The 13967-nt window shown below is 70.5% G+C and carries 11 protein-coding genes; 9 read left to right on the top strand and 2 right to left on the bottom strand.

Going from position 1 to position 13967, the window contains the following annotated elements; genetic code table 11:
* The first annotated feature begins 196 nt into the window (after window positions 1–196).
* The gene (locus B0I29_RS03185) at window positions 197–376 is read left to right on the top strand and encodes a hypothetical protein (RefSeq protein ID WP_111647253.1); all 180 of its coding nucleotides are present in this window, start codon (window positions 197–199) and stop codon (window positions 374–376) included.
* 41 nt (window positions 377–417) lie between these two features.
* Here the strand turns inward: B0I29_RS03185 and B0I29_RS03180 are convergent, their stop codons facing one another.
* Window positions 418–1026, bottom strand: coding sequence for an alpha/beta fold hydrolase (locus tag B0I29_RS03180; RefSeq protein WP_181557664.1), 609 nt, complete (start codon window positions 1024–1026; stop codon window positions 418–420).
* Window positions 1027–1180: 154 nt separating this feature from the next.
* Between B0I29_RS03180 and B0I29_RS03175 the strand changes: the two genes are divergently transcribed.
* The 5 genes from B0I29_RS03175 to B0I29_RS03155 all read left to right on the top strand — a co-directional run bounded on the left by B0I29_RS03175 (window position 1181) and on the right by B0I29_RS03155 (window position 6380).
* Window positions 1181–2296: a diaminopimelate decarboxylase family protein gene (locus B0I29_RS03175; RefSeq protein ID WP_111647252.1), complete on the top strand. Its 1116-nt coding sequence runs from the start codon at window positions 1181–1183 to the stop codon at window positions 2294–2296.
* Window positions 2297–2363: 67 nt separating this feature from the next.
* Window positions 2364–3503, top strand: coding sequence for a glycosyltransferase family 4 protein (locus B0I29_RS03170; RefSeq protein ID WP_111647251.1), 1140 nt, complete (start codon window positions 2364–2366; stop codon window positions 3501–3503).
* Between the two features lie 64 nt (window positions 3504–3567).
* Entirely contained in the window at window positions 3568–4815 is a 1248-nt protein-coding gene (locus B0I29_RS03165) for an alpha-amylase family protein (RefSeq protein ID WP_111647250.1), read from the top strand.
* Between the two features lie 54 nt (window positions 4816–4869).
* Window positions 4870–5358 carry a SigE family RNA polymerase sigma factor gene (locus tag B0I29_RS03160; RefSeq protein ID WP_111647249.1) on the top strand — a complete coding sequence of 163 codons (489 nt, stop codon included), beginning with the start codon at window positions 4870–4872 and terminating at the stop codon, window positions 5356–5358.
* Entirely contained in the window at window positions 5355–6380 is a 1026-nt protein-coding gene (locus B0I29_RS03155; RefSeq protein WP_111647248.1) for a hypothetical protein, read from the top strand. The genes B0I29_RS03160 and B0I29_RS03155 overlap by 4 nt, the downstream gene beginning before the upstream one ends.
* Window positions 6381–6383: 3 nt before the next feature.
* Here the strand turns inward: B0I29_RS03155 and B0I29_RS03150 are convergent, their stop codons facing one another.
* The gene (locus B0I29_RS03150; protein ID WP_146616702.1) at window positions 6384–7214 is read right to left on the bottom strand and encodes a hypothetical protein; all 831 of its coding nucleotides are present in this window, start codon (window positions 7212–7214) and stop codon (window positions 6384–6386) included.
* A gap of 114 nt (window positions 7215–7328) precedes the next feature.
* Between B0I29_RS03150 and B0I29_RS03145 the strand changes: the two genes are divergently transcribed.
* From B0I29_RS03145 to B0I29_RS03135, 3 genes are all read left to right on the top strand, one after another.
* Window positions 7329–7925 carry a TetR/AcrR family transcriptional regulator gene (locus B0I29_RS03145; protein WP_111647246.1) on the top strand — a complete coding sequence of 199 codons (597 nt, stop codon included), beginning with the start codon at window positions 7329–7331 and terminating at the stop codon, window positions 7923–7925.
* Between the two features lie 17 nt (window positions 7926–7942).
* Entirely contained in the window at window positions 7943–8692 is a 750-nt protein-coding gene (locus B0I29_RS03140) for an MBL fold metallo-hydrolase (protein ID WP_111647245.1), read from the top strand.
* Window positions 8693–8767: 75 nt separating this feature from the next.
* Window positions 8768–13843 (top strand): diguanylate cyclase, encoded by a 5076-nt coding sequence (locus B0I29_RS03135; protein ID WP_111647244.1) that lies wholly within the window; start codon window positions 8768–8770, stop codon window positions 13841–13843.
* The last annotated feature ends 124 nt before the right edge of the window (window positions 13844–13967 follow it).

Genomic DNA, 13967 nt, shown 5'->3' with positions numbered 1-13967 from the left:
AGCGCACGAGGGCACACATGGGTGCCCGTGATGACCGCCACGCTTCAGCTGGAGGTACTCCCCTCACGCACACCATAGGCAAAATCGGCCCCGAAGGGCATGCCAACCACCGGGTTCAGCGATTCCGGTTGACGGCCGGGCCGCGGCGCGCGACGGTTATTTCTCCAGCTAGCGAGCGGTACCGGGGAGGTTCCGCATGTTGCTCGACATTCTGGTCGGCTCGGTGGTGATGGTCTGTCTTTTGATCAGCAGCATCGCGCTTCTGCCGCCGCCGGCCCGCCACGGGCGCGGCCACGGCCACCATCGGGCCAGTTTCCATTTCCACTGGCCGCACTTCCACTGGCCGCACTTCCACCTGCCTCATCGGCACGGCTGAAAACGCTGGGCGGGTTTCCCCAGAAATCCGCCCAGCGCTCACTAAATCAGCGAGCGCAGATTCGTCGCGAACGACACCGGCGCGCTCAAATGCGGAAACCCGGCGCGCGAGACCGTGCGGTCCCGCTTCTTCTTCCCGAACCAGCTTCGGTACGAGTGAAGCAAGGCAACGTCCCGCCGAGGCACCGCGAATTGCCGGTAAGGCTCCGGAACGGCGTCCAGATCAGCCGTCGCGAGATGCTGCTCCACGGTCTCCGGCAGATCATCCGGTGGTTCGTCGACGGTCAGTACCGCCTTCGTCGCGTACTCCGCCGCGAACGCCTCGGCGAGCAGCGCCGACTCGCCGTGCCCGACCAGCACCGGCGCCCGGTGCAGGTCCAGCCGGTTGATCAGCACGGCCAGGTCGGACGTGAGAATGCTCAGGTCGTAATCACCGCGCGGCGCGGATTCGCCGTGGCCGGGCAGGTCGACGGCGAGCACGCTGCAGGTGTTTCCCAGCTCCGCTGCCACCGGCCACCACATGGTGCGGTCGTAGAGCAGGCCGTGCAGCAGCACGACCGGCCGGCCGAACTGACCCCACCGGTCGTAGACGAGACGGTTCACCGGGGTTCCGTACGCATGGGTGGTGCGGCGGGGAGCTTGGGGATGCATGGCGAGGGTCTTCCTTGTTCCGCAGGAAACCAAACATGCGGATATACGAGCGCGGGGACCTTTCGTATCAACGGCGTGAACACCCGGCCGGTCACCGTCAACGTCACGTACCGGTGCCTTCTCCCTTGTTTTCGTAGGCCGCACCGTCGAAGGCATGACACTTGCCGACATCCTTCCGACCCTCGGTTCGTCGCTGTCGCAGCGGCTGGACGCGGAGGTCTGGCCGGTTACCGCGCGCTGGGGCATCGACGGCGGACTCGAAGTGGGCGGGATGAGCCTGGCCCGGCTCGTCGCCGATCACGGCACCCCGGTCCGCGTCCTCGACGAGACCGACGTCCGGGCCCGGGCCATCGGATACGCCGCCGCATTCGGATCGGGCGGCTGTTATTACAGCGCCAAGGCCGGGCTCACCGTGACGATCGGCCGGTGGATCGCCCAGGCCGGCCTCGGCTGCTACGTCACCTCGGCCGCCCAGCTCCGCACCGCCCTGCTCGCCGGGTTCAACCCCCGTGACCTGGTGCTCTGCTCCGCCGGTAAATCCATCGCCGACCTTGACGCGGCTTTCGCGTGCGGCGCGAGCGTGGTGGTCGGTTCCGCCGCCGAGGCGGCAACGGTCGCCGGTCGCGCCCCTCACGGTCAGCGGGTCCTCTTGCGCGTGCTGCCCGCCGCACCCGGGCGACCCCATGGGTACGGGCTACGCCTCGGCACCTCGACGGCATTCTCCGCTCTCGACGTCGTCCTGTCCTCGACGCTCACACTCACCGGGTTGGACTGCTCGCTGGGCCATCAGATCGCGCGCTTCGGGGCGTACGAAAGATGTCTGCGTGAGGCGATCGCCTTCATGGCCGTGATCCGCGCTCGGCGCGGTTTCCGGGTTCCGATGATCAATCTGGGCGGCGGGCACGCCGTGCCGTACCGCGACGGTGAGGACGAGCTGGCCCTCGGCGCGTTCGCGTCCCGGCTGCGCGCGGTCGCCCAGGTCACCGCGGAACGCTACGACCTGACGCCGCCGGCAGTGCGGGTGTCGCCGGGGCGGGCGCTGATCGCCCGCGCCGGGGTGACCGTTCTCGACTCCCGGCCCGAGGTGCCCTGCTGCCGCGTCGAGCACACCGTCGTGGAGTCCGGGAACCTCTTCGTGGTCGCCGGAACCGGGGCATACCACCACGAGGACACGCCCTACGTGGGCCGGCCCGCATTGGTGGGCGTCAACGGTGGCCGGGCGCGGACGCTGGTCCGCCGGGTCACCGTCACCGACCTGATGCACATTTGACCGGAGGTTCCGCTGGTGGTCATGAGGTTGCAACCCGGCCGATCGCGGCTGAATCTTCGCTGTGAACATGCGCGTCGTGCTCGCCACAGAGTCGTTCCTTCCCGACGTCAACGGTGTCGCCAACTCGGTCGTGCGTATGGCCGAGCACCTGGTGCGCTCCGGTCATGAGCCGATGGTGGTGGCTCCTGAGCCGCCGGCCGGTTGCCGGCGCGTGATCGACCTTCCGTACCCGGTGGTGCGGATCCCGTCCCTGCCGATGCCCGGATATCCACAACTGCGGCTCGGCCTGCCCGCGCCGGCGCTGCACGCCGCGATCCGGCGGCACGGGGCTGACGTGGTGCACCTCGCCAGCCCGTTCGTGCTCGGGGCGTGGGCGCAGGCCAGCGCCAAGACGCTGCGGCTGCCGTCGGTCGCGGTCTACCAGACGGACGTCGCTGCTTACGCTCGCGCCTATCGGGTACGCCTGACCGAGCGGATGGCGTGGCGGTGGATCCGGACTGTTCACAATGCGGCTACGCGTACCCTCGCTCCCTCGACCGAATCGGTGGCCGCGCTGGAAGCACACGGTGTGCGCCGGATCCATCTCTGGCGGCGCGGCGTCGACGACGTGCGTTTCCACCCGTCGCAGCGCAGCGCGGCGATCCGCCGGGCACTGGCCCCGAACGACGAGGTGCTGGTCGGCTTCGTCGGCCGGCTCGCCGCCGAGAAGGAGGTGGACCTGCTCGCCGGCGCGTCCTCGTTGAAGGGTGTCCGCGTTGTCGTGGTCGGCGACGGTCCGCACGCCGGCTCGCTGCGGCGCGCGCTGCCGGACGCGGTCTTCCTCGGTGCCCGGCATGGCGCCCAGCTGGCCCGGATCTACGCGAGCCTCGACGTGTTCGCGCACACCGGGCCCTATGAGACGTTCGGCCAGACCGTGCAGGAGGCGATGGCGAGCGGCCTGCCCGTCGTCGCCCCGGCCGCCGGTGGGCCGCTTGATCTGGTCGGCCACGGACTGACCGGTTATCTCGTACCGCCGCACGCCGGCGCCGGCTTCACCAGCGCGATCGCCGAACTCGCCGCGGACCCCGCCCTGCGGCACTCGATGGGCGCGGCCGGCCGGGAAGCCGTCCGCGGACGCAGCTGGGCCGCCATCGGCGACGAGCTGATCGGCCACTATCGAGCCGCGATGTCCGCTCCGGTCCTCGCTCAGGTGCCGGTGGTGGCGTAGTTCGGTACATTCTCCAGGCAGCGGGAACCGGCGCCGCGGCGCGACGTTGCGTAGGCTCGCGCAGGTGAACCCCTGGATCGACCACGCCATCTGGTGGCATGTCTACCCGCTCGGCTTCACCGGCGCTCTGCACGGAGACGGCAAGCCCGGGGCCCCGCACGGAGACGGCAAGCCCGGGGCCCCGCACGGCGACGGCAAGCCCGGCGCCCCGCACGGAGACGGCAAGCTGACGAAGCTGATCGGCTGGCTTGACTACCTCGTCGAGCTCGGTGCGAACGGGCTGCAGCTCGGCCCGATCTTCGCGTCCGAGTCGCATGGGTACGACACCCTCGACCACTTCCGCATCGACCCCCGCCTCGGCACCGAGGAGGACTTCGACGCCCTCGTCGCGGCCGCCCGCGACAAGGGTGTGCACATCCTCCTCGACGGCGTGTTCAACCACGTGGGCCGGGGCTTCGCGGCACCGGCTCACTGGTTGAAAGGCACCGCCTTCGAGGGCCATGACGCGCTGGTCGAGCTGAACCATGACGAGCCCGAGGTCGCCGATCACGTGGTCCGGGTGATGAGTCACTGGCTCGATCGTGGGGCGTCCGGGTGGCGGCTGGACGCCGCTTATTCCGTACCCCCGCGGTTTTGGCGTGACGTGCTGGCGCGTGTGCGCCCAGCGCATCCAGACGCGTGGTTTGTCGGTGAAGTGATCCACGGTGACTATCCGGGTTATCTGGCGGCGAGCACGCTCGACGGGATCACTCAGTACGAGCTCTGGAAAGCGACCTGGAGCAGCCTGAACGACGGGAACCTGTTCGAGCTGGCGCACGCGATCAAGCGGCATCAGGACGTGGTGGCAGCGGGTACGCCGATGACGTTCGTCGGCAATCACGACGTGACCCGGATCGCGAGCAAGCTGACCGATGAGCGGCATCTCGCGCACGCGCTCGTGGTGCTGTTCACGCTGGGTGGGGTGCCGAGCGTGTACTACGGCGACGAGCAGGCCTATCGCGGGATCAAGGAGGATCGGGCCGGCGGGGACGACGACATCAGGCCGATTTTTCCGGAAAATCCGGCGCAGCTCTCGACGCTCGGCCGGCCGACGTTCGAGCTTCACCAGCGCCTGATCGGGATCCGGCGCCGGCATCCGTGGCTGGTGCGCGCGAGGACCGAGGTGACCGAGCTGACGAACACCACAGCGGTGCTGACGTCGACCGACGGGGTCAATCGCCTGACGGCATACCTCAACATCGGCGACCATGAGCACAAATTTCCCGAAAAATCGGTCGGACCGCATGATTGGTTCATCGACGAAAAGGACTAAGCACTTCGCCCGATCCGCGCGTTGAGAGGACAACCGGATCCAGGGGGACGACGCATGACGTTCGAGGAGTTCGTGGCGGCACGGCTGGGCGCCCTGCTCAGATACGCGACCGCGCTCACCTTCGACCCGCACCACGCTGACGACATCGTCAGCGAGGTGCTGGTCCGGGCGTCCACCCGCTGGCGGCGGATCACCCGGATGGACCAGCCCGAGGCGTACGTCAAGCGCATGATCGTCAATGAGTTCATCTCGGCCCGCCGCCGCTCGGCCAAAGTCGTGCCGATGAGCCACGAGCAGCTGGACAGCGCCGCCGCCGCTGTCGACCCGCACGCCGGCCTGCCCGAGCGCGACGCGTTGATGCGCCAGGTGAGCGCCCTGCCCCGCAGACAGCGGGCGGTGATCGCGCTGCGCTACTTCGAGGGGCACAGCTTCGACGAGATCGCCGAAATCCTCGGTGTGCGCCCGTCGACCGTGCGGGTGCACGCATCGCAGGCCCTGGCCCGGCTCCGGATGGACGTGACGACCGTGGGGGAGAACCGATGAACGACGACGTGCTGCGCGGCCTGTTCACCGACGTCGCCGATCAGGCGCACGATCCGGTCGCGCTGGCGCCGGCGATCCTGACCCGGGCCCGGGTGCGCCGGCAGCGCCGGGGTCTGCTCGCCGCTGCCGGGACCACAGCGGTTCTCGGCGCCGCGACCTCGGCGGTCTGGCCGCGGCCTCGCGACGGCGCTCCCGCGCCGGCGATCGCCACCCCCTCTTCTGCCGTGCCCTCACCCTCAATTCCCGATCCGAGGGTACGAATGAAGTACCGGCCGAGTTGGCTCCCCAAAGGGTTCGTCGAGGTGAGCCGGATAGCCGGACCGGTCTCGCAAACCCGCTCGTTCCGGCGGGGTGGTCCGGAGAGCCTGGAGCTCATCCATCTCTTCCTCGACGCCGGCCCGGAGCCCCGCGGCAAGCGCACCACGCTGGGCGGACGGACGGCCTGGCTGACGCGGAATCCCGACGACCAGACCCAGGTGACCCTCGACGTCGGTGACGGCCGCAAGCTCGGCATCGCCGTGGTCGACGCGCAGGACCGGGCCGAGATCGCCAGGCACGTGGCCGCGAAGATCGTCGAGGACGGCTCCGCGGTCGCCGAGATCTCGCTCGGCTTCGGGTGGTACCCGGAGCGTTTCTCCCGCGGTGCGCCCGAGGTGAGCATCGACGGCACCAGGAACTCGTGGACCGAGGTGCTGCGCCTGAAGGACGGCGGCCGGATGCTGTTCGAAGTGGAGCTGGGCGCGGATCATCCGCGTCCGGACGGCGGCGAGCGCAGCACGCTGCGCGGCCGTCCCGCCTGGGTCTACGAGGGCGGCCTTGCGGATCCGAGCTGCCCGCCCTCGACACCGGAGCAGGAGATCACCTGCGGGGTGTCGACCGCGCAGACCCGCGTCGAGCTGGGCAGGGGCCGGATCCTGTCGTTGCGGCAGGGCGCCGAGGACCTGGCCGTCGACGAGATGAAACGCATCGTCACCGAGCTGCGCCTCGGCCCGGCCCCGGACACGAGCTGGCTGCCCGGATAAGCGCTAGAACGTCTTGTCGCGAGGCAGGGTGGGCCGGTCGTCGGGGATCGGGTCGGGGAGGTGGCCGTTGTCGGCGAGCCAGCGCTCGACCAGCGGCCAGTACCAGACCGAGGTGCCCGGCTCGGGTGGCGGGAACGCGGCGTGCGCGGCTCGCCAGCGGTCCGCCTCGGCGGGGCGTACCCGGGTGCGGTGTGCGATCTGATGCATCGTGACCAGCGCCGTGTCGTCGGAGTCGCGCTGCTCGGCGCTGGCCCAGACGCTGACGTCCGGCTCCTCCCAGCCGCGCGAGGCCACCCCGGCCAGCAGCGGCGACGTGGTGCGCAGGCGTTCCCGGAGCAGCTCGCGGTTCGTCTCGATGGTGTCCCAGACAGCGGCGTTCGCGGCCCGGATGCTGCCGTACTCACCGATGTGGCCGATGCCGTACGGGCGGGTGCCGACCTCGGCCTGCCAGGTGCCGCGCGGGCCGGGTTTCACCGAACCGCAGGTCATCGACGTGAACTCGGGGACCGTCACCGGCTGGCCGCAGCCCGAGGCCAGACGGCACGCGGTGATCACCTCACCGAGCGGAGTGGGGCGGGAGTCGCGGTGCATGGCCGCCACGTGCACGGCCAGGCGGTCGGCCGGGTCGAGGCGTTGCCACCACAGGTCGCGGACCCGGTGGAGCAGGTCGTCGAGGGCGGGAACCACCACGGCGTGCGTACCGTCGGGGTCGGGCCGGTGGGCCACCGTGAGGGGATCCCGTTCCCGGGCCACCGCCGCCGTCAGGTCACCGACCAGCCGGACGACGTGATCGGCGAGACGCTGATCCTCGCCGGACGGAACACGCACAACCATCGATTCTCCTCCCCGTATCGAGAGCATGCCTGTCGGTGACGCCCCCGTCTGTCCCGGCAACTGTCGGGTGCGTAACACTTCTCGAACCTGTGGATCCGGTAACGGAGGTGGAAAGTGCCCAAAATCGTCGACCACGACCAGCGGCGGCTCGAGATCGTCGAGGCGTACCTGGCGGTGGTGACCCGCGATGGCCTGCCCGCGGCCACGAGCCGGGCCGTCGCCGCTGAGCTGAGTGTCGGCACCGGCGCGCTCTGGCATTACTTCGACGGGTTCGACGCGGTGGCGGCCGGGGCGTACCAGCGGATCAGCGAGCTGACCACGGAACGGATCGTGGAGGCCACCGCCCGGCTGCGCGGGTTGGAGGCGTTCACCGTGATGCTGCGCGAGATCCTGCCGCTGGAGAAGAAGACCGTCGACGAGGCGTACGTGGTTGTCGGGTTCTGGGGCCGGCTCGCGGCGAACAAGCGGATCGCGGAGACGCAGAGCGACGTCGTCGACGAGTGGCGGGAGATGTTGCGCCGGCACCTCCAGGAGGCGATCGAGGACGGAACCCTGCTGCCGGAGACACCGATCGACGAGGTGATCGGTGTGGTGCTGACGATCGCGGTGGCCCAGCAGGTGCACGCCGTCACGGATTCCGAGCTGGCGGAGCCGTCCCGGCAGTTGAAGATGGTCGAGTTCTGCCTGCTTCCATGGCGCCCGGTGCGGTGAGCGGGTATTGATGGGAGATGGGTGACTTCAGGCTCAGCCGCAGGTTTGTCATCACGGGCGGTTCCGGTGTGCTCGGTGTGGCCGTCCTCAATACGTTGACCGGGTGTTCTTCTGATCCTGCGCCACCGCCACCGGCCGCTTCGTCGGCCGCATCGCCGGCCGCGCCCGCCGGGAACGCGGTCGTCGGGGACTGGCAGCGGGTCAATCTCTCGTTCGTCTCCGTCTATCTGCTGATCCGCGGCAGCGAGATCGCGGTGGTCGACACCGGCACCTCCAGCGCCCCGCCCGAGATCGAAGCCGGTCTCCAGGCGGCCGGCTTCGGCTGGGACGCCGTGAAGCACGTCATCGTCACGCACCGCCACCAGGACCACGCGGGTGGCCTCGCCGGCGTCGCCCCGGCGGCGATCAACGGCACGATCTACACCGGCGACGGTGAGGTCGCGGAGATCGCCGCGAGCAAACCGCTCAAGGGCCTCAAGGACGGCGACGAGATCTTCGGACTTCAGATCATCGGTACGCCGGGACACACCCCCGGTCACATCTCGATCTTCGAGCCGGCGACCGGCGTCCTGGTGACCGGCGACGCGCTGAACAACACCGGCGAGCTGACCGGGGCGAACCCGCAGTACACCGCGGACATGACCCAGGCGGCCGCCTCGGTGAAGAAGCTGGCCGGCCTCGACGTGAAAGCGATCCTGCCGGGCCACGGCGAGCCGCTGACCGTTGGAGCTGCCGACGCGCTGCGCAAGCTGGCCGCCACGCTCTAACCGCGAAATATTCAGGTCCGACAGTCTCCGGCCGATCATGACAACGACGCGGCGGATGTGAGCGAGTGTGTGTAGGTGACGCAGATTGGCCTGAACGACCTGGTCGTCGGGGAGGAACTCGGCCGGGGTGCTTTCACGATGGTGCACCGCGCCCGTCGAGGCGATGTGTCCTATGCGGTGAAGCGTCCCCTCGCCACCCCTGACGCGTACCCGGGGATCCGGGCCGTCTTCAACCGGGAAGCGGCCCTGCTGGCCTGCATCGACGACCCGGCTGTCGTTCGCGTGCACGCCGCCGGTGACCTCGACGGCATGCCGGCCCTCGTGCTGGAGCAGATCCCCGGCGGCACGCTCGCCGACCTGATCGCCGGCGGCCTGCTCAGCCAGGAACGCGTCGTCGAGATCGCCGCTCAGCTGGCCCGCGGCCTGGCCGCCGCGCACCGGCTCGGGCTGGTGCACCGCGACATCAAACCCGGCAACATCATGGTCTCCGGCGACCGCCCGGCAAAGCTGATCGACTTCGGTCTGGCCCAGCTGGGCCAGGAAGCCCACGAGGACGAGGCGGTCGGCACCTTCCTGTACGCGGCACCGGAGCAGTCCGGCATGCTGAAACGCCCGGTCGACGGCCGCTCCGACCTCTACTCGCTCGGCATCGTGCTCTTCGAGTGCCTGACCGGGCGACTCCCGTTCGAGGCCGACGACGTCGGCGAGCTGCTGCGCCTGCACCTGACCGCGCCGATGCCGGACCTCGCCACGCTGCGTCCCGGCATCGACCCGGCCCTGGTCGCGGTCGTCGCCCGGCTGCTCGCGAAAGACCCCGACGACCGGTACCCGGACGCCGCCACGATCCTCGCCGACCTGCGGGGCTGCCCGGGCGGCACGGCAGCCGAGCGCCCGGCCGTCACCGGCTGGCCGCTGATCGGCCGGGAACCCGAGACCGAGCGGCTGCGCCGGCGCTGGGAGCTGGCCCGGGGCGGCACCGGCGGGGTCACCGTGATTCGTGGCGGTGCCGGGTCGGGGCGTACCCGGCTGGCCGCCGAGGTGGCCGCCTGGGCCGCCGCCGACGGCGTACCGGTGATGCGCGCGACCGGCCGGCCCGACGAGGCGTCACCGCTCGCGGCCGCCCGGGAAGCCGTCGGTGGCTGGCTCGCCGAAGCCCGCCGCTCCCCGGAGACGCAGCGTCTGGCCGAGGAGTCCTCAGCGGCCGCCGGTCGCGGTCTGCTCGGCCGGTTCCTGGGCGAGGAGGGCGAAGGCGAGGGTGAGCACGTGCTCGCCGCCGCTGTCACGTTCGTCGGTGAGCTCGCCACCCGCTCCGGTGGGCTGCTGATCGCCGTCGACGACGCCCACGACCTCGACTCCGGCACCCGGGCCCTGCTCGCCAAGCTCGCCGAGGAGCTGCCGACGCTGCCGGTGATGCTGCTGCTCACCGCGCCGGACGGCGCCGAGCTGCCGAACACCGCCGGCAGCCTCGAAGTGACCTGTACGTTGCTGCCCGAGCACGCCGTCGCCGCGATGGTCGCGTCCCGGCTGCCCGGCGCCCGGGTGCCGGACGAGCTGGTACGCCACGTCGTGGCCCGGACCGACGGCACACCCCTCGCCGTGGTCGGCCACCTGCTGCGGCTGCTCGACGCCGGTCTGATCAGCCCGCTCTGGGGCCGCTGGCGGCTGGACACCGTCGGCGCCGACGCGCTGCCGGCCGCCGCCGACGTGCGTGACCTGCTCGCCGACCGGCTGACCCGGCTGCCCGGCGGCACCCTCGACTGCCTCATCACGGCCGCCGTCGCCGGTGTGCGTTTCCGGCCAGAACCGTTGCTCGACCTCGGCGACGCCGAGAAGGTGATGACCGCGCTGACCGCAGGCGTCGACCGGCACGTCCTGGAACCCCGCACCGGCGGCCGGTACGCGTTCGTCCACCCCCAGCTGCGTGACGTGCTGCTCGACCGGCTCGGCGCCGACGACCTGCGGGCCCGGCACGCGGCGCTGGCCCGGGCGCTGGACCGGCTCCCTGACGGGATGCGGGACGAGGGTCACGCGTACGCGGTGGCCCGCCATTACCGCCGGGCCGGTGACGCGGCGCCGGCCGCCGACCGGCTGCGCGGTGTGGCGGCCGCCGGCCTGCGCGCGCTGGCCGACCAGGCGCCGGTCGAAGCCGTCGACTATCTCAGCGAGGCCGTCGCCGGGGATGCGTCCGCCGGTTACGAGCTGCTGCACCCGCTCGCTCAGGCGTACCTGCGATCCGGCCGTTACGACGAGGCCGCCGCGATCCTGGACCGGGCGCTCGCGACCGAAACCGATCGGCTTCGGCGGGCTCGGCTGCTGACCACCCGGATCGAGCTTCATCACACTCTCTGGGACGACGAACGTGCCCTCGACGCGACCCGGGCGGCCCTCGCCGAGCTGCGCCGGCCTCTGCCCGGTGCGGGGCTCCTCGCTCTGCTCGCCGCACTGTTCGTGGCGTTCGGTGGTGGGGTCGTTCGGCGTACCAAATGGGGTTTTGGCACCGCACGCGGCCGCCGCCGGGAAACATCCGCTGCTCTGACCGCGGTTTTGGATGCCGGCGGCTATGCCGCCGCCGTCGGTCTGAGGTTGCGCGAGGCGGGCACTCTCGCGCTGCGGGCGGTGTACGCGGTGAACCGGCTGGGCCCCTGCCCGGAGTACGTCCGTGTCTACGCGCTGATCGGGTACGTCACCGCGGTGATCCATCTGCGCGGCACGAGTGAGCGTTGCCTGCGCCAGGCGGCGCGCGTCGCCGATGAGCTCGGTGATCCGGCCCTGACCGCTTATGTCGAGTGGCTGCGCGGCTGCGCCCTGCTCTTCGGCGGTTACGACGACGGCACCGCCTGGGAGAAGGTGATCGCCCGGCATTCGCGCTGGTACTCGCCCGCCCAGATGATCCCCGGTTACGCGACGGTCGGCCTGCGGCTGCTGCTGCGCGGTTACACGGCGGAGAGCGAGCGGGAGTACGAGCGCGCCCTGCGCCACCTCGGCGACCAGGACCAGGCGCTCGGCACGTCCCTCGGGATGCTCAGCGTGATGATCCCTTCCGGTCAGAGCCGGTTCGGTGATGCGGGCGCGGCGCTGAAGCGGCTGCGCGCGGCGTTCCCGGACGGCGCCGGAACACCTGTGCAACGCGCCAACATGCTCACCGCCGCCTGCTGCTTCCTGCTCGAACAGGGCGAGGTCGGCGCCCAGCTCGAAGAGGTGCTCACCGAGTTCCACTCGCTCGGCCTGCGCGCCTCCGAGCTGATGCCCCAGCACAAATGGGTGTACGTCTATCAGGCGCACGCCCGGCTCATCCAGTTCCGGTACGCCCCGGACACCGAACGCGCTGATCGTCTGGAGATCGCCCGCAAGGCCGTCGCCGACCTCGGCCATGTCGGCGGAACCCCGCTGCTGCGCGCCGTGCACCTGACCACGCGCGCGTCACTGCACTACGTGGCGGGGGAGCACCAGCGCTGCCTCAAGGTCGCCGACGAGGCCGAGATGAAGCTGCGCGGGCTGGACGCGCCGTTCATCCAGTACGAAGTGTTCCGGATCCGGGCGCGCGCCATGCGAGCCCTCGGCATGGCCAACGAGTCCGAACGCCAGGCCCGGTACGCCCTCGCCATCGCCGGCCACCACGGCTGGGAACAGCGGCGCCGGCAGACCCGGACCGAGTTCGGTGTCGAGGAGGGGGCGGGCACGCATCGGCGTACCGTCGCGGAGCGCCGCCCCAGCGGCCGCAACCGGCATCTCGACGCCCTGCAACAGATCGGCGCGGCCGCCGCGACGATCCTCGACCCGCGGCAGCTGGCGCAGGTGGCGCTGGACGAGATGCTGCGGATTCTCGGGGCGGAGCGCGCCCTGTTCTTCCTGGTGGACTCCGGGGAACCGGTTCGCTATGCGGGCCGGGATGCCTCGGGGGAGCTCGCTGACGACATCGCTTATGGGGCGACGCTGGTGCGGCGGGTCGCCGAAACCGGTGAGCCGCTCGTGGTGACCGGGACCGAGGAGGGCGCGGCGCTCGGGTCCCGTAGTGCTGTGGTGCACGGGTTGCGGAGCATCCTCGTCGCGCCGGTGCAGTTCAAGGGGCGGTTGATCGCTGTCGTCTATCTGGACAGCAGGCTGGCCCGGGGGATCTTCACCGATGACGACGTCGCTGTTCTGACGGCTGTCACGAGTCATGTGGCGGTGTCGCTGGAGACGGCACGGGCGGCGCAGCTGCACTCGGCGGTGGAGGCGGCGCGGCAGCAGCAGGCGATGGCCGAGATGCTGCGGGCGAGCCTGGCCGAGCTGACGACGATCCTGGAGCCGGACCGGGTCCTGCGGCAGTTGTTCGTGATCCTGCATTCTCAGCTGGGCGCTGAGGCGGGGTGTCTGATCGGGCCGGGCGGGGATGTGCTGGAGGTTTTCGGGGAGTCGCCGGGATCCGCTGTCGGTGGCGTTGTCGGCTTGGACATTTCAGATATTTCATTTATTGATGGGGTTTCGGCGGACGTGTTGCGACTCCTCGGCAGCTCGCCCGTAGCCCTGGCCGTCCCGCTCCAAGGCCGCGAATCCCCAGCCGGCCTGATCCTGCTGGGCGGCGCCACCCTCGACGACACCAGCCGCCAGGTGGCCGCCGCCCTGGCAACCCAGGGAATGACGGCCTACGAGAACGCCCGCCTCTTCAGCCGCGTCCAGGAACTGGCCACCACCGACGAGCTGACGGGTCAGCACAACCGGCGCCATTTCTACGCGATAGCCGGCGCCCTGGTGAACACCGCGGCCCGCCACGAACGCCAGCTGGCAGCGGCAATGCTCGACATCGACAAATTCAAAAACATCAACGACACGTACGGCCACGGCGTAGGCGACGAGGTGATCCGGACAGTGGCGGCGAGAGTCCGTTCCAAGCTCCGCTCGTCAGACGTGCTGGGCCGTTACGGCGGCGAGGAGTTCGCGGTGGTCCTGCCCGACCACGAAGGCCAGGCAGCCGAACTGGCCGAGAGGGTCCGCGAGGTGGTCGGCGCCTCCCCGGTCATGACCCAGGCCGGCCCGGTATCGGTGACGATAAGCGTCGGCCTGGCGCGGTTGGAGCCGGGCGACGCCAGCCTGGACGAACTGCTGGCAAGAGCCGACCACGCCCTGTACCGCGCCAAGGAGTCAGGCCGCAACCGAGTGATAAGCGCCTGACCACTCCGCCTGTGTCGAGGTCGGGTTTCGGGTTTCGGGTTTGGTGACCTGGACGCGGGCACACGGAAGGCGCCAGCAACGGAGTTGAAAACGCACACAGTCGCTGCGTGAGCCCCCGTCTCGG

It is taken from the genome of Actinoplanes lutulentus (assembly GCF_003259845.1).
Classification (GTDB): domain Bacteria; phylum Actinomycetota; class Actinomycetes; order Mycobacteriales; family Micromonosporaceae; genus Actinoplanes; species Actinoplanes lutulentus.
Note: the sequence above shows the minus strand (reverse complement) of the source record. Positions and strands in the feature narration are given on the sequence as shown.

Excerpts from the sequence above, each read along its gene's own strand:
- B0I29_RS03185 (WP_111647253.1), top strand. The coding sequence starts at position 197 with ATGTTGCTCGACATTCTGGTCGGCTCGGTGGTGATGGTCTGTCTTTTG.
- B0I29_RS03180 (WP_181557664.1), bottom strand. The coding sequence starts at position 1,026 with ATGCATCCCCAAGCTCCCCGCCGCACCACCCATGCGTACGGAACCCCG.
- B0I29_RS03175 (WP_111647252.1), top strand. The coding sequence starts at position 1,181 with ATGACACTTGCCGACATCCTTCCGACCCTCGGTTCGTCGCTGTCGCAG.
- B0I29_RS03170 (WP_111647251.1), top strand. The coding sequence starts at position 2,364 with ATGCGCGTCGTGCTCGCCACAGAGTCGTTCCTTCCCGACGTCAACGGT.
- B0I29_RS03160 (WP_111647249.1), top strand. The coding sequence starts at position 4,870 with ATGACGTTCGAGGAGTTCGTGGCGGCACGGCTGGGCGCCCTGCTCAGA.
- B0I29_RS03155 (WP_111647248.1), top strand. The coding sequence starts at position 5,355 with ATGAACGACGACGTGCTGCGCGGCCTGTTCACCGACGTCGCCGATCAG.
- B0I29_RS03150 (WP_146616702.1), bottom strand. The coding sequence starts at position 7,214 with ATGGTTGTGCGTGTTCCGTCCGGCGAGGATCAGCGTCTCGCCGATCAC.
- B0I29_RS03140 (WP_111647245.1), top strand. The coding sequence starts at position 7,943 with ATGGGTGACTTCAGGCTCAGCCGCAGGTTTGTCATCACGGGCGGTTCC.